Source organism: Agrobacterium sp. 5Ca39, from assembly GCF_055382365.1.
In genome coordinates, this window is sequence record NZ_AP026436.1 from 735,425 (window position 1) to 752,349 (window position 16,925).

The 16,925-nt window shown below is 59.2% G+C and carries 15 protein-coding genes; 7 read left to right on the plus strand and 8 right to left on the minus strand.

The window, feature by feature from the left end; all coding sequences use genetic code 11:
- Window positions 1–15: 15 nt before the first annotated feature.
- Window positions 16–1,059, minus strand: coding sequence for an aldo/keto reductase (locus tag ACZ47E_RS03615; protein WP_035207660.1), 1,044 nt, complete (start codon window positions 1,057–1,059; stop codon window positions 16–18).
- Window positions 1,060–1,283: 224 nt separating this feature from the next.
- Here ACZ47E_RS03615 and fabD point away from each other — a divergent pair, with 224 nt between their 5' ends.
- The 7 genes from fabD (at window position 1,284) to gmk (ending at window position 8,355) form a co-directional block, all read left to right on the plus strand.
- Complete coding sequence (gene fabD / locus ACZ47E_RS03620) at window positions 1,284–2,228, plus strand: ACP S-malonyltransferase (protein ID WP_278067341.1); 945 nt, start codon at window positions 1,284–1,286, stop codon at window positions 2,226–2,228.
- An 85-nt stretch (window positions 2,229–2,313) separates the two neighbouring features.
- On the plus strand, window positions 2,314–3,051 hold the full coding sequence (gene fabG, locus ACZ47E_RS03625; protein ID WP_037088954.1) for a 3-oxoacyl-[acyl-carrier-protein] reductase: 738 nt from the start codon (window positions 2,314–2,316) through the stop codon (window positions 3,049–3,051).
- 350 nt (window positions 3,052–3,401) lie between these two features.
- Window positions 3,402–3,638, plus strand: a complete 237-nt coding sequence (locus tag ACZ47E_RS03630; RefSeq protein ID WP_003502080.1) for an acyl carrier protein — start codon at window positions 3,402–3,404, stop codon at window positions 3,636–3,638.
- A gap of 244 nt (window positions 3,639–3,882) precedes the next feature.
- Window positions 3,883–5,145: a beta-ketoacyl-ACP synthase II gene (gene fabF / locus ACZ47E_RS03635; RefSeq protein WP_004441057.1), complete on the plus strand. Its 1,263-nt coding sequence runs from the start codon at window positions 3,883–3,885 to the stop codon at window positions 5,143–5,145.
- Window positions 5,146–5,508: 363 nt separating this feature from the next.
- Window positions 5,509–6,729: an endolytic transglycosylase MltG gene (gene mltG / locus ACZ47E_RS03640; protein WP_004441060.1), complete on the plus strand. Its 1,221-nt coding sequence runs from the start codon at window positions 5,509–5,511 to the stop codon at window positions 6,727–6,729.
- 71 nt (window positions 6,730–6,800) lie between these two features.
- On the plus strand, window positions 6,801–7,688 hold the full coding sequence (locus ACZ47E_RS03645) for a YicC/YloC family endoribonuclease (RefSeq protein ID WP_006700159.1): 888 nt from the start codon (window positions 6,801–6,803) through the stop codon (window positions 7,686–7,688).
- A gap of 4 nt (window positions 7,689–7,692) precedes the next feature.
- A complete protein-coding gene (gene gmk / locus ACZ47E_RS03650) occupies window positions 7,693–8,355 on the plus strand; it encodes a guanylate kinase (protein ID WP_004441063.1) in 663 nt (220 codons plus the stop codon).
- Window position 8,356: 1 nt separating this feature from the next.
- Here the strand turns inward: gmk and ACZ47E_RS03655 are convergent, their stop codons facing one another.
- From ACZ47E_RS03655 to ACZ47E_RS03685, 7 genes are all read right to left on the minus strand, one after another.
- Window positions 8,357–8,980, minus strand: coding sequence for an alpha/beta hydrolase (locus tag ACZ47E_RS03655; RefSeq protein WP_004441065.1), 624 nt, complete (start codon window positions 8,978–8,980; stop codon window positions 8,357–8,359).
- Window positions 8,981–9,052: 72 nt separating this feature from the next.
- Window positions 9,053–9,883: a 16S rRNA (adenine(1518)-N(6)/adenine(1519)-N(6))-dimethyltransferase RsmA gene (gene rsmA, locus ACZ47E_RS03660; RefSeq protein ID WP_004441067.1), complete on the minus strand. Its 831-nt coding sequence runs from the start codon at window positions 9,881–9,883 to the stop codon at window positions 9,053–9,055.
- On the minus strand, window positions 9,883–10,905 hold the full coding sequence (pdxA, locus tag ACZ47E_RS03665; protein WP_278067342.1) for a 4-hydroxythreonine-4-phosphate dehydrogenase PdxA: 1,023 nt from the start codon (window positions 10,903–10,905) through the stop codon (window positions 9,883–9,885). The genes rsmA and pdxA overlap by 1 nt, the downstream gene beginning before the upstream one ends.
- A gap of 26 nt (window positions 10,906–10,931) precedes the next feature.
- Window positions 10,932–11,879 (minus strand): SurA N-terminal domain-containing protein, encoded by a 948-nt coding sequence (locus tag ACZ47E_RS03670; RefSeq protein WP_220330474.1) that lies wholly within the window; start codon window positions 11,877–11,879, stop codon window positions 10,932–10,934.
- Window positions 11,880–12,174: 295 nt separating this feature from the next.
- A complete protein-coding gene (locus ACZ47E_RS03675; RefSeq protein ID WP_045534209.1) occupies window positions 12,175–14,556 on the minus strand; it encodes an LPS-assembly protein LptD in 2,382 nt (793 codons plus the stop codon).
- Window positions 14,557–15,645, minus strand: coding sequence for an LPS export ABC transporter permease LptG (lptG, locus tag ACZ47E_RS03680; protein ID WP_004441073.1), 1,089 nt, complete (start codon window positions 15,643–15,645; stop codon window positions 14,557–14,559).
- Complete coding sequence (locus ACZ47E_RS03685) at window positions 15,642–16,811, minus strand: LptF/LptG family permease (RefSeq protein WP_464016892.1); 1,170 nt, start codon at window positions 16,809–16,811, stop codon at window positions 15,642–15,644. The genes lptG and ACZ47E_RS03685 overlap by 4 nt, the downstream gene beginning before the upstream one ends.
- Between the last annotated feature and the right edge of the window lie 114 nt (window positions 16,812–16,925).

Below are 16,925 nucleotides of genomic sequence, written 5' to 3' on the forward strand. Positions count from 1 at the left end.
CGCGCCGTTCGATCATCAGATCGGCATTGGATATTGCCGGTGAATGGCTGCGATGCCCTTCAGCACGTCCTCGGAAAGAGTGACATCCGCTGCCGCAATATCAACCTTCAGCTGCTCTATCGTGGTGGCGCCGATGATGACGGAGGCCATGAAGGGGCGCGTCAGGCAGAAGGCAATGGCGAGTTTTGCGGGGTCGATACCATGCGCGGCGGCAAGCTCCAGATAGGCCTTGACCGGAGCTTCCTGAAGCGGCTGCAGGCGGCCACCGAGATCCTTGTTGATGGTTCCGCGTGAACCGGCGGGACGGGCGCCGTTCTGGTATTTGCCGGTCAGCAGCCCTGCCGCCAGCGGCGAATAGGCGAGCAGGCCGACATCTTCATGGTGGGCAACTTCCGCCATGTCCAGATCGAAGCTGCGATAGAGCAGGTTATATTCGTTCTGGATCGTGGCGACGCGCGGCAGGCCCTTGGCTTCGGCGATGTCGATATATTTCTGCGTGCCCCAGGCGCTTTCGTTGGAAAGGCCAATGGCGCGGATTTTTCCGGCCTTTACCAGTTCGCCGAGCGTTTCCAGCTTTTCGGTGATTTCGGCAAGCGTGCGCGCCGTGTCCTGACCGGAAGCGTCAAAGCTCCATGCGCCGCGGAAATGATAGGTGCCGCGATTCGGCCAGTGGATTTGGTAGAGGTCTATATAGTCGGTCTTGAGGCGCTGGAGGCTGGTATCGACAGCCTCACGGATTGCGGCTGCGTCGATATCGCGACCGCCACGAATGTAATCGCGTCCTGAGCCGGCAACCTTGGTCGCGAGCACGACCTGATCGCGCTTTCCGGTCTTTTCAAACCACGAGCCGATATAATCTTCCGTCCGGCCCTGGGTCTCCGCGGAAACGGGCGTGGTGGGGTAAAGCTCTGCCGTATCGAAGAAATTCACGCCGTTCTCGACGGCGTAATCCATCTGCGCATGCGCTTCGGCTTCGGTATTCTGTGTGCCCCATGTCATGGTGCCGAGGCAGATTTCAGACACGGAAATATCCGTGCGGCCCAATAGTCTCTGTTTCATGGAAATGTCCCGGTGCTTGGCCAGATAGTTTGGAAGGTGGTGTGAAAGTAATGGGGAATTGCCGCAGTGCAAGAAAAAATATGATGAAAAGAAAGGGGAAAACAGCACGACAAAACCCCTCACACCGGGCCGGCAGGCGGCCTCAAGCCTTGACTTCGCTGGTGGGAATGTGAATGGAAGTCGACAAGAATAAAGGCAAGGCCAGACAAGAAGGACGACATCCCATGGGTATTGCATTCACATTTCCCGGTCAGGGAAGCCAGGCTGTTGGCATGGGCAAGGAGCTGGCGGATACCTATCCGGAAGCACGCGCCGTGTTTCAGGAAGTCGACGAAGCGCTCGACCAGAAGCTTTCCGACATCATGTGGAACGGCCCTGAAGAGACGCTGACGCTGACGGCCAATGCCCAGCCGGCCCTCATGGCCGTCTCCATGGCGGTCATGCGCGTTCTTGAGGCGCGCGGATTAAAACTGTCCGATACCGTTTCTTATGTCGCGGGCCACTCCCTCGGCGAATATTCGGCGCTCTGTGCCGCCGGTACTTTCTCGGTTGCCGATACCGCCCGTCTTCTGCGCATCCGCGGCAATGCCATGCAGGCCGCCGTGCCGGTGGGTGAGGGCGCGATGGCCGCAATCATCGGACTTGAGCACGATGCCGTTTCCGGCATTTGCGATGAGGCCGGCATTCTTGGCGTGTGCCAGATCGCCAACGACAATGGCGGTGGCCAGCTGGTTATATCAGGCAGCAAGGCGGCTGTCGAAAAGGCAGCGGCAATCGCTTCCGAAAAGGGTGCCAAGCGCGCCATCATGCTGCCGGTCTCCGCTCCCTTCCACTCCGCGCTGATGGCGCCGGCGGCGGAAGCCATGCGCGAGGCGCTGGCCAAAGTCGAAAAGCACAATCCGGTCGTTCCTGTCATCGCCAATGTGCGTGCCGCCCCCGTTTCCGACGCCAATGAGATCGCCGGCCTGCTGGTCGAGCAGGTGACGGGCCAGGTGCGCTGGCGCGAGACGGTGGAATGGTTTGCCGCCAACAACGTGACCCAGCTTTACGAAATCGGTTCCGGCAAGGTGCTGACGGGCCTTGCCCGCCGTATCGACAAGACGGTGAATGGCGTTGCCGTCAACGGTGCTGCCGATATCGATCAGCTTCTCGCCACGCTTATCGGCTGAGGCGGGATTTCTCCCGCAGCCGCATTCCTCAGGGCGCAACAACGCTCAACATTTTCAGTCCGAAGCTCTAAAGAAGGAATAGGACATGTTTGATCTGACAGGCCGCAAGGCCCTCGTAACCGGCGCGACCGGCGGCATTGGCGAAGAAATCGCCCGCCTTCTGCACAAACAGGGCGCAACTGTCGGCCTGCACGGCACCCGCGTTGAAAAGCTTGAGGCGCTGGCGACGGAACTTGGCGACCGCGTCAAGATTTTCCCGGCCAACCTCGCCGACCGCGCCGAGGTCAAGGCACTCGGTGAAAAGGCTGAAGCCGAGCTGGAAGGCGTCGATATCCTCGTCAACAACGCCGGCATCACCAAGGATGGCCTGTTCGTTCGCATGAGCGACGAAGACTGGGATAACGTCATCGAAGTGAACCTGACGGCGATGTTCCGCCTGACGCGCGAGCTGACGCATCCGATGATGCGCCGCCGTTTTGGCCGCATCATCAACATCACCTCCATCGTCGGCGTTACCGGCAATCCCGGCCAGGCGAACTATTGCGCCTCCAAGGCCGGCATGATCGGCTTTTCCAAGTCGCTGGCGCAGGAAATCGCCACCCGCAACGTTACCGTCAACTGCGTAGCCCCGGGCTTCATCGAAAGCGCGATGACCGGCAAGCTCAACGACAAGCAGAAAGACGCCATCATGGGCGCCATTCCCATGAAGCGCATGGGCACGGGTGCCGAAGTCGCCTCTGCCGTGCTTTATCTCGCTTCCAACGAAGCGGCCTACATGACCGGCCAGACCCTGCACGTCAACGGCGGCATGGCGATGATCTGACGGCACGTAAGTCCGTCATGAAAAGGATTGCGGCGCTGTTTAAGCACCTTCTTGGGTAGCTGGCGCCGCAAGGCCCCGCTGACCGGTTTTCGGCGAAATTGCCTGTCATACGCTGTGCTTAGCGCGTTTTCAGGCTTTTCGACCGATTGAAACCATGTTAAGCGGGCCAAGACTGTGAACAGTCGTCCCGGAGAGACAGGAAGCCGTTGCGATTTTGCGTGACGATGTCTAGCTTGGACCGGGTTGAACGGGTTTGCCCGCAGTGCCGGATTTGAACGGCGCATGAGGGCTTCTAACAGGGCAGGGTGCCGCGAGGCATTCCCTTCAAAATAAAGGTCGAGGAAACCGACATGAGCGATATCGCAGAACGCGTAAAGAAAATTGTAATTGATCATCTTGGCGTTGACGCCGACAAGGTTGTTGAAGGCGCCAGCTTCATTGACGATCTGGGCGCTGATTCGCTCGATACCGTTGAACTGGTCATGGCTTTCGAAGAAGAATTTGGCGTTGAAATTCCCGACGACGCTGCGGATTCGATCCTGACCGTCGGCGACGCTGTCAAGTTCATCGAGAAGGCCCAGGCCTGATCGACCCGCATGGGGAGGTGCAATATCCTCCCGTCTTGGCCCGGCTTGTCCGGGCCAATGTTTTATCGGCCGGTGGCACGTGCTCCGACAGGTGCTCGTTTCCGGCGATGCATGAGGTTACGGCCCGGAACGGTAGCCGCGATTCTCATGCCGTGATTTTGAAATGCTGCGCCATTGCGTGAACACCCCGTGGTGCCCGATGTCGCAGAAGACCGATGATTTGGATAAGGGCGGAGCATTGGCGATGAGGCGTGTCGTTATCACCGGTACCGGCATGGTATCTCCTCTTGGATGTGGAACGGAAGTGACCTGGGAACGGCTGTTGGCCGGCCAGAACGGCGCCCGTCTCGTGACTGAATTCGAAGTCGAAGACCTTCCTGCAAAGATCGCCTGCCGCATTCCCGTGGGCGATGGTTCCAACGGCACCTTCAATGCCGATGACTGGATGGAGCCGAAGGAACAGCGCAAGATCGATCCCTTCATCCTGTATGGCATGGCTGCTGCCGACATGGCGCTTGCTGATGCAGACTGGCATCCTGAAACCGACGAAGACCAGATCGCAACCGGCGTTCTGATCGGCTCCGGCATCGGTGGTCTGGAAGGCATCGTCGAGGCCGGTTATACGCTGCGCGACAAGGGCCCGCGTCGCATTTCCCCGTTTTTCATTCCCGGCCGCCTGATCAATCTCGTATCCGGCCAGGTTTCCATCCGCCACAAGCTGCGCGGACCGAACCATGCCGTGGTGACGGCCTGCTCGACCGGCGCGCATGCTATCGGCGACGCCGCCCGGTTGATCGCGCTCGGCGATGCCGATGTCATGGTCGCCGGTGGTGCCGAATCGCCGGTCTGCCGCATCGCGCTTGCCGGTTTTGCGGCCTGCAAGGCCCTTTCCACCCAGCACAATGACAATCCGGAAAAAGCCTCGCGCCCTTATGACCGCGACCGCGATGGTTTCGTCATGGGTGAGGGTGCTGGCATCGTCGTTCTGGAAGAGCTGGAGCACGCCAAGGCGCGCGGCGCGAAGATCTATGCGGAAGTGGTCGGTTACGGCCTTTCTGGTGATGCCTATCACATCACGGCACCGTCCGAAGATGGCGAAGGCGCCTACCGCTGCATGTCGATGGCGCTGAAGCGGGCGGGCCTGACGCCTGACGATATCGACTATATCAATGCCCACGGCACATCCACCATGGCCGATACCATTGAGCTTGGAGCTGTCGAGCGTCTTGTCGGCGAATCGGCCTCGAAGATTTCCATGTCTTCCACCAAGTCGGCCACCGGCCATCTGCTCGGTGCGGCGGGCGCCATAGAGGCGATCTTCGCTACGCTTGCAATCCGCGACAACATCGTTCCGCCGACGCTGAATCTCGACAATCCCGATGTCGAGACCAAGATCGATCTTGTGCCGCACAAGGCGCGCAAGCGGCAGGTCAATGTGGCGCTTTCGAATTCCTTCGGCTTCGGTGGCACAAACGCCTCCCTCGTGCTGCGCCGTTACGAAGCGTAAGTCGCGGCGGCTGTGGCCGTCGCGATGGCGTCCGCGCCGCATACCGTCCCCGGCGGTGCGGCGCTCTCCTGCCGGACGCTTTAAAAGAATGTTCTTTCCTTAGAAGAACGTGGTTCGGCTTGCGAAAGCCATTCCGGTTTTCGCGCCGATATTGTAGTCATTGATTGGGAGAGTTTGCCGGTCTGCTCGATTTCGGACCACAGGTATCTTTCCCCCATCGGCTTTGTCCGAGGTGATATTCGTGAGGCAGAACAAGAAGGCTTCACGGTGTCTTTATGTGGTGCAGGAAGCCATTCCGAACCTGTTTTTGCCGCATTACCTGCGCAAAAAGCGCTGACAACGCCGAACTGAAAAGGACCGACGGTGAGCGACACGAACCAGAACAGCCAGGGACCATACGGACAAAACGGCGCGGGCGAAGGCAATCGCGGTCCGATCATTCCGAAATCCCCGACGGAAGCCTTGCGGCCGGAAAAGGTGCCGGCGCCGCCGAAGCGCTCCCGCAAGGCCCATGGCCAGCTTGTCATCTTCCTGAACTTCCTGATGACGCTTGCCGTTGCCGTTTGCGTCCTGGCGATCGCCGCCTTTTATTACATGATCAATGCGTTTCAGGAGCCGGGGCCGCTTGAAACGAATACACATTTCACCGTGCGTAATGGTGCCGGTCTCATTGAGATCGCCAATAATCTCGAGCGCAACGACATCATTTCCAACGCACGCGTTTTCCGTCTGATGGCCGGCAGCTATCTGCAAAAGGACCAGACGTTGAAGACCGGCGAATATGAGATCAAGGCCGGCGCATCGATGAAGGACATCCTGATGCTGCTGGAATCGGGCAAGTCGATCCTTTATTCCGTGTCGCTGCCTGAAGGGTTGACGGTCAAGCAGATGTTCGCCCGCCTTGCTGCCGACGAGGTTCTGGATGGTGAACTTCCCGCCACCTTGCCACCGGAGGGTAGTCTGCGTCCGGATACTTACCGCTTCACCCGTGGCACCAAGCGCGAAGAAATCATCAATCAGATGAGCGCGGCGCAGGACAAGCTGATCGACATGATCTGGGAACGGCGTGATCCCGACCTGCCGATCAAGACCGTCGAGGAGTTCGTGACGCTGGCCTCGATCGTCGAAAAGGAAACCGGCAAGGATGACGAGCGCGCCCATGTTGCCTCGGTCTTCTACAACCGCCTGAAAAAGGGCATGCGTCTGCAATCCGACCCGACGATCATCTATGGTCTGTTCGGCGGCGACGGCAAACCTTCGGATAGGCCGATTTATCAATCGGATCTCCAGAAACAGACGCCGTTCAACACTTACGTGATCAAAGGCTTGCCACCATCGCCCATCGCCAATCCCGGCCGGGCCGCACTGGAGGCGGTTGCCAACCCATGGCGCACGGATGATCTTTATTTCGTGGCCGATGGTACGGGCGGTCATGTGTTCGCAAAGACGCTGGACGAGCACAATGCCAATGTGCGCCGCTGGCGCAAAATCGAGGCAGAAAAGGCGGCTGCCGGAGCGAATCCCGAAGTTGTCGTGGATGGTCAGCCCGGTGGTGCAGAGGCGGAAAAACCGGCCAATAACTAACTGATAAATCACGGCCGGGCCTTGTGACCACAAGGCCCGGTTTCGTGCGGCGTGACGGGGGGATTCCATATATGACGTTGCAATCGATGACCGGCTTCGCGCGCAGCGAAGGCACCTCCGGCCGCTACCGCTGGGCGTGGGAATTACGCTCGGTAAACGGCAAGGGGCTGGATCTGCGCCTGCGTCTGCCTGCCGGTCTGGAAGCTTTGGAAACCGGGCTGAGGGAAATCGCGGGGGCGCATCTTTCCCGCGGCAATATCCAGGCGGGACTGGCGCTCTCAGTTGCCGAGAACCGGCTCGAGGCTGTCATCAATCGCGATGCTCTCGCCGCGGTTCTGGCGCTCAAGAAGGAACTGGGCGATGTCGTCGACGACAAGCCATTGAGCTTCGATACGCTGCTTACGTTGCGCGGTCTGGTCGATTTTCGCGAGGCGGAAGACGATGCGGAGGCGCTGGCTGCGCGCAACGGCGATGTGCTGGCTGGCTTCGCTGTTGCAGTTGAAAAGCTGAAGGACATGCGCGAGCGGGAAGGGGCATCTCTGTTCGCCATCCTTTCCGGTCATATCGACCGGATCGAGCAGCTTGTGAACATCATTGAAAGCGATCCCTCCCGTCACCCGGAGCAGATCGCGGCGAGGCTTGCTCAGCAGATTGCGCTGATTGGCGATGGCATGCACGGGCTTGATCGTGACCGCCTTCATGCCGAGGCGGCGCTGATCGCCACCAAGGCGGATCTGCGCGAAGAGATCGATCGGCTGCATGCCCATGTGCAGGCCTCGCGAGAGCTTTTGGCCAATGGCGGTCCGGCTGGCCGTAAGCTCGATTTTCTTGCACAGGAATTTAACCGTGAGTCGAATACAATCTGTTCCAAATCGAACGCCAGTGCGGTAACCGCAGCAGGTATAGAGCTGAAAGTGGTTATCGACCAGTTCCGCGAGCAGGTCCAAAATCTGGAGTAGACCCATGGCCCCGGTGAATATTTCTCCCGTCACGATCGCCCGCAGGGGGCTGATGCTGGTGATTTCTTCGCCTTCCGGCGCGGGCAAATCCACGATCGCGCGCAACCTGCTTGAGAAAGACAAGAATATCAGCCTTTCCGTCAGCGTCACCACACGCGCTCGACGGCAGAGCGAGATCGAGGGCATTCACTACCACTTCATCTCCAAGCGCGATTTCGAGCGCATGCGTGATAATGAGGAATTGCTGGAATGGGCCGAGGTTCACGGCAATTTCTACGGCACGCCGCGCGAGCCGGTGGAAGATGCCATGGCCGCCGGCCGCGACATGTTGTTCGACATCGACTGGCAGGGTGCCGAGCAGTTGCAGGACAAGATGAAGGCAGACGTGGTCTCGATCTTCATCCTGCCGCCGACCATGACCGAACTGCAATCGCGCCTGCACCGCCGCGCCGAAGACACCGAAGAGGTGATCAAGACCCGGCTTCTCAATTCCCGCGCCGAAATCGAGCACTGGCGCGACTATGACTACGTCATTCTCAATGACGACCTGCAGGCCGCTTTCGAGGCCGTCGAAGCAATCGTCAAAGCCGAACGCGTCCGCCGAGACCGCCGCCATGGCATGTTCGATTTCGTGCGGGCTTTGCTGGAGGAAGAGCCGAAGCTCTGATTTATGCGATGAGTCCGCGCGCCAGCCATTGCCGTGACAATCGCTCGTCCGCCGCGTCTTCCGCCCAGCCATGACCTGTATTGATCGTTTCGAGCACGGCATCAGCCCCGGCTGAGACCAGTTGCTCGGCCAAATGCGGAGCGTCGGAGGGGTGACGCCGGTCGTCGTTGACGCCTGCAAGCAGAAGTACGGGGTACCCCGCGAGGTTCGGAAGAGGCTGGTCTTTTCTCGGAGACAACGGACGAAGCAGGATGGCGCCTTTCGACAGATGATGCGCCTGGCACATGGTTTCAGCCGCGACGATCGCGCCGTTCGAGTATCCGACGAGAAGGGGTTCTTGCGCCGTCTGCTGACATACAAAGGCAACGAAGCCGCACAGTCTGGTTGCCTGATGTTTCAGATCGTCGATATCGAGTTCTCTGTCGGGTTTTCTGCGAAAAAATGCGAAACCATTCTCCCAGGGAACCGCGCCCCTCGGCGCATATAACGCACCCTTAGGAAAGACGGCGCGGCCAAAAGAAATGAGGTCGTCTTCCGTTCGTCCCGATCCATGCAGCAAGATGACAGCGCAATCCGGCGTTTCAGCGGGAATATCAAGCTTATAGTGAAAACCGGCATTCTCCACGCACTTGCTCCTCCATTCGCAGGTGTCCAGGAACCGTTGCTTCCGTTCGGAACGGCGAACATCTGCCAGATGTTACAGGCAATTCGCCAGTGTCACGAATTCCTCCACTGAGAGCGTCTCCGCCCGCCGCGTGGGATCGATACCAGCCTTTTCAAGCAGCGCCTCGCCGCCGAGGCTTTTCACGCTCTGGCGCAACATCTTGCGGCGCTGACCGAAGGCGGCTTCGGTCACTTTTTCGAGCTTGGCGACGTCGCAGGGCAGCGGCTTGTCCTTCGGCAGCAGATGCACGACGGTGGAGGTTACCTTCGGTGGCGGGCTGAAGGCCTGTGGCGGGACATCGAAGGCCATTTCGGCAACCGTACGCCAGCCGGCGAGAACGCCAAGGCGGCCATAATGGTTGTCGCCTTCTTCCGCCACGATGCGCTGCCCGACTTCCTTCTGGAACATCAGCGTCATGGAGAGCCAGAAGGGCGGCCATTGCTTCGGCAGAAGCCAATTGACCAGCAATTGCGTGCCGACATTGTAAGGCAGGTTGGCGATGATGCGCACCGGCTCGCCGACGGGGACCAGAGCCTCGAAATCGGTCTGCAGGGCGTCTCCCTCTATGACCTCAAGCCGTCCGGGGTAATGCGCCTCGATTTCCGCCAGTGCCGGCAGGCAGCGACTGTCCCGTTCGACGGCGATGACCTTTTTCGCCCCGAGCGAAAGAATAGCGCGGGTGAGGCCGCCGGGACCGGGCCCGACCTCAATGACAGTCACGCCTTCGAGCGGTCCCGCCGTTCTGGCGATCTTCTGGGTAAGATTGAGGTCGAACAGGAAGTTCTGTCCGAGCGATTTCTTCGCATCGAGCCCATGGCGCTGGATGACGTCCCGTAGCGGTGGTAGTCCGTCGATGGCCGCCATTATGCGCCGGCCCGGCTGCGGAGGGAAATGTCCGCCGCCATCTTGAGTGCCGCCACGAGGCTCGCCTCATTGGCGATGCCCTGGCCGGCAATACCAAAGGCAGTGCCATGGTCTGGCGAGGTGCGGATGAAGGGCAGCCCGAGTGTGACGTTGACCGAATCGTCGAAGCCCAGCGCCTTGGCGGGAATGAGCGCCTGATCGTGATACATGCACACTGCCACGTCATAACGCTTGCGGGCGGCATCGTGGAACATGGTGTCGGCGGGCAGGGGACCGAACGCATCGATCCCATCCTTGCGCAGCCGCATGGTCGCGGGGTGAACGATATCGCGATCCTCCGTGCCGAGTGCGCCGTCTTCACCCGCGTGCGGGTTCAGCCCGGCAACCGCCAGACGCGGAGCTTCGATGCCGAATTTCCGTCGCAGATCGGCATCGATGATCCGGCAGGTCGTGACGATCAATTCTTCCGTCAGGGCGGCCGGCACGTCTTTCACGGGAATATGGATCGTCACCGGCACGACACGGACCTTGGGGCCGGCGATCATCATGACAGGCGTGACTTGTTCACCGGTCTGGCGCAAGGCGAGATCAGCCAGAAACTCCGTATGACCGGGGAAACCGAAGCCAGCCTCGTAAAGCACCGATTTCGCGATGGGATTGGTGACAACGGCCGCAGCCTTGCCCTCGACCGTCAGCGAAACGGCGGTTTCGATGGCCTTGATCGTGGCATGGGCAGCGCCGACATGCGGTTGCCCCGCCTGCACGTCGAAGCCGACGGAAAGAGGTAGGATCGGAAACGCGTTTTCGAAAAGGCCAACGGCACTGTCCGCATCGCAGGTCTCGATATTGAGCGGCACGCCGATCAGCGCCGCGCGGCTTGCCACCACATCGGGGTCGCCGATGAAGATGAAGGGGGACACACCGTTTTCCCGGCGCTTCGCCCAGGCGGTAATGGCGATATCGGGGCCGATACCGGCTGGATCTCCCTGTGTCAGGGCAAGCGGCAGGGATGCATATGTCACGGAAAGACCCGGCTCTTGTATCAATATCAGGTGTTGACGATCTGCGCCTTCTTGCGCAGCTCATCCATGTACTTCTTTTCGTTCGGGTTTTCGCCTTCCTTGGCCTTCATCAGGTCTTCGGACTTGAACACCATTTCCGCCGCATAGTCGTCGGAAACCTGGCGCTGCTTGCAGATGGCCAGATATTCGACGCCCTTTTCGGTCACGCGTGTGCCGGTGGTGCCGCCTTCCTTGGTCTTTTCTACCAGAGCCTTCCAGTCTTCCGGCAGCTCAGGCGCCAGAATGCGGCCGAGGTCCTTGATTGCCACATCACGCATGGTCGCGGCAAAGCTCATCGCCTGGTCGCAGCCGGGATAACGTTTGCGCGAGGCTTCAGCCTCCGCCTTGCGCTTGCCAGTGATGGCGTTGCGCTTTGCTTCCGGGATAACGAAGATAACCTGCTGCAGGAAATATTCCGTGGTGACCGGTTTGTCGCCTCGCTCCTTCAGGCGGGTGACCAGATCCTGCGTTGACATCTTGCCGCGCGCGCCATAACGGGCGTTCACAAGGCGCGGCCAACTCATCTGAACGGCGATGAAGGCCTTGAAGTGGTCCGCGCCAACACCCGCCTGCGCCAGCACCTTCGTCAACTGCTCCGGCTTCATCTTGTTGTTGCCAGCAAATCGCGCGAAGGCAGCATCGACATCCTCCGTACTGACCGACATTTTGACGCGGGCGATTTCTTCGCGCTTCAGCGCTTCATCGACGAGTTGCTCACGCGCCTTTTCATTGAGGTTGCCGGACTGGCGCTGCAGCTTCAGGAAGGCGACGCGCTTGGCAATGTCGTCATTGGTGATCGGGGTCTTGTTGACGACGATCTTCACGGTGTTATCGGCAAAGGCCTGACCGGCATAAGGCACGATGGCCATGGGAACGGCGAATATCGCAAAGGCAAAAGCAGCGCCACGCAAAGCCGACTTTCCGAAATTCATCATATCCTTCTCCCTTTCGTCAGGCAGGGTCCTGTTGCCCTGTCCCGCCAATCTGTTCGTCTGGTAACAGGGATTTTGCCTTCCCCCGCCTTTCAGACCTGCACATGTGCATCCGCACCGCGAATTTGCCACGTATATATCATCGTGATCCGCAAAACGGCAATGTGTCGGTTTGTTGAAAGAAACCCGATACTGTCATGCCGGGTCGACACTGGCGCGGTGTTGCGGCAAAACCGTGACTACTACTGGTCTGATAGCAAAAAGGCAGGCCACAATGCTGTGCGGCCCGCCTTTAAACTCAGTAATTGTTCGGCTTCCAGCCAATATCCATGTCGTTCCAGTCTTCGTTCGCGGAGCCGACGCTGATATCGCCAAGGGTACGGAAGGCAAGACGGGCGTTGATGGACCAGTCATTGGCGGCCTGGCGGCTGGAGTTGACATTGCCTTCGTCGGAATAGCTGACCGTCAAGATCGTGCATTCGTCCTGATAGGCGATGCCAATCCGGCGTTCGGCGGCAAACTTGCCGTTCAGATCGTAGTTGATCGAGCCGAACAGCGACCAGTTATCGTCCATGCGCAGTGAACCGGATGCCTGGATGATATCGCGGTCTTCGTTATAGCCGTATTTCGGCTGCGCCTTGACCTGCGTATAGCTGAGCCTGCCGTTGATGCGGCGATCCGAATAGCTGATGCCCGTTTCAGACCGGTTGATTTCGAAATTGTCCTTGTCGAGACGCAGGCTCGAGGACAGCGAAAGACCGATAGGTGCATCGAATGCAGCCATGGCGACATAATCCGAACGATCGGATTCGAGGCCGGAATCGGCGCCGACATTCAGAAGATCATAGGAGGCGAAGGAATTATCGCCAGCGAGATGGAAGGACTGGCCAGCAATGGCGCGAACACCGTAACCATTGTCGAAAGTACCGTTGTAACGGAAGCCGAGATTGGCTCGTGTGCCGCCTTCGATCCGGTCGAAGCCCGAAAATTTGTCGCGCTCAAACAGGTTTGTGGCGTCGAACACAAAGGCTTGTGAGTCCTCGTTCGGGAAACGACCGGAATATTGCTCGTTCGGCCGCACGAAAATCTGCGCGATGGGCTCGATCACGTGGCTGCTGTTGAGAGCCGTGAACAGCCAGGGATAACGCACCTCAAGGCCACCGGTGACCATGCCGCGCAAGGCAGCATCGTCATGGATCATGCCTTCATAGGCATAGGATGTGCCGCCGGAGGTGAAGCTTGCCGCAGTCATGTCGGTCCACAACGCGTCGCCGCGCGCCGCAAGGATCGGCGTGATCTGAAGACCGCTATCCATCGTGATGGTGCGCTTCCATTCCGCTTCCGTGGTCCAGCGCGTGTAAGAGCCTTCCAGACCGTTGAAGCGCGGGAAGCCGCCCATCGCGTAGGAATCCTGCGTCGAACGGCTGATGCTCGTGAAGTTCGTGGTCAGCGAGAGCTCGCCGCCATAGATCGGATCCGGCAGGAAGTAACGATAGTCAACGACCGGATGAACGATCGCCTGCTTACGTTCCTTGAGCTCGGAATTATCCGTGTCCTGAACGTTGAAGTAATAACCGCGGGCGTCGAAGCTGTTACGTTCGCCAGTGCCTGTCAAATAAATCTGATTGGTCTGGACGTCGTTCTTGTAGCCTTTCAGGCTGTAGGTACGCGAAAAATTGTTATCCGACTGCACCATGGCGTCCCAGCCGAAGGCCCAGCGCGGGTTGATGCTGAAATCGCCCTTGCTGGCAACCATGCCGCGCTGATCGTTCAGCGCGTCACTCGTTCCGGCAATGAACGTATCCGAGGACTGCTGGCTGATGCCGGCGATCGTCAGCGTGTGCATGCCGGTTTCGAAACGCTGGCGCAACTCGGCCTGAAGAAGCAGGCCCTGTTTTGTGTAGTAGGTCGGTGTGACCGTGAGGTCGGACGTATCGGAAAGAACCTGGAAATAAGGGACACCGATACCGAAGCCGAGCTTGTTGGTCATGCTCATCTGCGGGAACAGGAAGCCCGATTTCCGCTTCACCGTATTGTCCGGCACCGTCAGGAACGGGATATAGGCGATCGAATGGCCGAAAAGCTGCAGACGTGCTTTTTCCAGCCGCACCGTATGGGTCTTGCCGTCCTGAATGACGCGCTCGGCCTTTACCTGCCACAGCGGCGCCTTTTCCGGGCGCTCGGCGCAGGGCAGACACGCGGTGTAGACACCGTTGTTGAGGACCATCAGGTCGCCTTCAAGGCGCTCGGCGCTTTCCCCGGCAATACGGGTATTGTCCGTGGTCTCGACGCGCAATGCGTTGACGAAGCCCTGACCGAAGTCGTCGGTCACGTCCATCTCGTCGGCATAGATCTTGTTGCCGCCCGGCTCGATCAGCTCGATGTTGCCATGGGCGACCACGCGACCGGTCTGCTGGTTATATTCCACTTGCTGGGCCACCATACGGTAGCCCGAATATTTCATGCGAACCACGCCCTTCGCGATGACGCGCTGGGAATCGCGGTTATAGGTCAGTTCATTTGCTGTAAGCAGGAGTTTCGAATCGTCTTGGCTTGCCGACGCAAGCAAACCATCCTGGCCGAAAGCGACCGGGCTGGATGCCAAATACGCGCACACAGCGGCACCTGTCAGAAGGGCCGTCCAAAGCCGCCTGATATTCCCGCGGTCAATTACCGCCACTTAGCCGTCCTCCTGATGAAGCAGAATGGTTGCCCCCAAAGCCAACGCCACGATGACTGGAACCCAGACCGCGACGGTGGGAGGGACAACACCACCACTCCCGAATGCCCTTACGAGCACGGTTACTACATAAAGCACGAAGCCGGAAACGATTCCACCCAGAATCACGGAGCGCGACTGGGCGAAGCGGCTGAACTTTAATGAAACGGTCGCGGCGATCAAGGTCATCGCAACCAGAAGCAGGGGCGTCGATAGCAGGAAATGATACTGCGTCTCAAGCGCCTTTGAAGATAGTCCAAAGGACTTTGCAACTTCGATCTTGTGAGAAAGGTCAAAGAAAGCAACGGTTTCCGTCTGTGTCATGCGCTCTTGGACGAATTCCCGTCTCAGATTGGTACTGATCTGCATGCTCTCTTGCCGAACTGGCACATGTCCGGCCCGCGTTTCAGAAACGCCGTTAAGAAGCCAGTAACCATCTTCCAATTTAGCCGACTTCGCATCCTTCCGTGAGACGATGTTTCCGTCCTTGTCGAGGTCGATGAGAACCACGTCGAGAAGCATCGTTCCGTTGTCTTCGAAGCTCTTGGCGCCGATGATCGTATCCTGGCCGCCGCTCGACTGGCGCATCCACGGAATGATCTGCTGCTGGCGTCCGCCGCCCGCTTCGTTGCGCAGACCGGCCTCCATGGCGAGCGACTTGTTCTGGCCCCACGCTGCGATGGGGTTCAGGACAGTGACCGACAGGATGCCGATGAGGACCGCGCCGAGCACGAAGGGGAGAATGAACTGCCAGGCGGAAATGCCGGCGGCGCGCGTCACGACCAGTTCGTAGCGCCGGTTGAGCGAGATCAGCGTCGTCATGCCGACGAACAGCGCAATGAATGGTATGGTCTGCTGCAGGATCAACGGCAGGCGAAGCGCTGTCAGGCCAAGCGCGGCCGGAACGGAATAGCCGGGCAGGCCGGACATGCGCCGCGCCGTTTCGCTGAAGTCGGCAAGGTAAATGATCGAGGATACGCCGATCACGAACCAGATGGCCGTGATGAGATATCGTTTCAGGAAGTACCGGGCGAGCGTGTTGAAGATCATGCGTTGCCGCTCCCCGAATTGCGCGCCAGCCGGCTGGAGAAGAGACGGCGCAACCGGCCCGCCGCATCGGTTACCATCCTCGGCATTTTCGGTTTACGGCCGGTGATGAGCACGACGGCGGCCGCAGCACCGCTGAGGCCCGGAACGGCATAGACCAGAGGAATGAAGGCTGCGCTCTGCTTCACCTGGTTCGTGACGTAAAAACCGAGCCAGCGAAGCACGAAAGCCGTCACCAGCGCCGCGACCATCGGATGCATGCGCGCCTCGCGGTGCGAACGGGCGTCGGCGGCGATGACCAGCGATATCAGCGCAAAAGAAAAGGCGAACATCCAGTCCGACAGTCGCTTGTGCAATTCGCTGCGGAACGTCTCCGGCGAGCGCTTGTAGCTCGCATTGTTTTCATCGGGCGAGAGAAGGAAACCGAGGCTGGCGTCGCCCGGAGAGAGCGAAGGCTCCGAATCCTGCTTTTCCGACATGGTCGAAAGGTCGAAGGCATAGGACAGGAACTTGACGATCGAGACCTTGCCGTCAGGCGTCTTCTGCTGCACCTCGCCGTCGCGCATGGTGAGCGACGTACCGCTTTCGTCGATCATGCCTTCCTTGGCATAATAAATGAGATCGAAATTCGGATCGCGGCGGTCGGCAACGAACAGTCCCTTGAGAATACGGCCCTGCCGTTGGGCAATCTGCACGTAAAGGCCGTCCTGGATGGTACGGAACGTCTTCTCCTCGATCACGGAGGAGAGAAGGTCGGCATAGGCCGCAGCCACCATCTGTCGCGCCGAACTGCGGGCAGGCGGCTCGACGAAATTGGTGATGGTGAAGGAAAGCGCGCTCAGGACGGCGGCCAGAATGAGAACCGGGCGATACATGATCGAACGCGGAGATCCGGCCGCATCGATGATCGCGAGCTCGGAATCATTGTTCATCGTCGTGAAAATCTGGGTGATGCCGATGACGAGCGCGAAAGGCAGCACGACGGGAATGAGCGTCGGCAGGATCATCGTCGCGAGCGCCATGAAGGAACCCATCGACTGGCCCGTATCGGTCACGAGATTGATTCTCTGGAGAACCTGGATGGTCCAGATGATGGCCAGCACCGGCAACAGCGCGACCAGAAACATCTGCGTTGTCCGCCGCAGGATATAGTTCTCGAGAAGCTTCATACGGCCCTGTTCGACATTGTTTTTCCCTGCGATCGCTCGCCGAGTTTCCGCCTATCTAATCGCATCGTTTGCAATTGGCTATTCCGGCAGGCTCACAAATATGTTTTGCGCGAC

Excerpts from the sequence above, each read along its gene's own strand:
- ACZ47E_RS03615 (WP_035207660.1), bottom strand. The coding sequence starts at position 1,059 with ATGAAACAGAGACTATTGGGCCGCACGGATATTTCCGTGTCTGAAATC.
- fabD (WP_278067341.1), top strand. The coding sequence starts at position 1,284 with ATGGGTATTGCATTCACATTTCCCGGTCAGGGAAGCCAGGCTGTTGGC.
- fabG (WP_037088954.1), top strand. The coding sequence starts at position 2,314 with ATGTTTGATCTGACAGGCCGCAAGGCCCTCGTAACCGGCGCGACCGGC.
- ACZ47E_RS03630 (WP_003502080.1), top strand. The coding sequence starts at position 3,402 with ATGAGCGATATCGCAGAACGCGTAAAGAAAATTGTAATTGATCATCTT.
- fabF (WP_004441057.1), top strand. The coding sequence starts at position 3,883 with ATGAGGCGTGTCGTTATCACCGGTACCGGCATGGTATCTCCTCTTGGA.
- ACZ47E_RS03645 (WP_006700159.1), top strand. The coding sequence starts at position 6,801 with ATGACGTTGCAATCGATGACCGGCTTCGCGCGCAGCGAAGGCACCTCC.
- gmk (WP_004441063.1), top strand. The coding sequence starts at position 7,693 with ATGGCCCCGGTGAATATTTCTCCCGTCACGATCGCCCGCAGGGGGCTG.
- rsmA (WP_004441067.1), bottom strand. The coding sequence starts at position 9,883 with ATGGCGGCCATCGACGGACTACCACCGCTACGGGACGTCATCCAGCGC.
- ACZ47E_RS03670 (WP_220330474.1), bottom strand. The coding sequence starts at position 11,879 with ATGATGAATTTCGGAAAGTCGGCTTTGCGTGGCGCTGCTTTTGCCTTT.
- lptG (WP_004441073.1), bottom strand. The coding sequence starts at position 15,645 with ATGATCTTCAACACGCTCGCCCGGTACTTCCTGAAACGATATCTCATC.
- ACZ47E_RS03685 (WP_464016892.1), bottom strand. The coding sequence starts at position 16,811 with ATGAAGCTTCTCGAGAACTATATCCTGCGGCGGACAACGCAGATGTTT.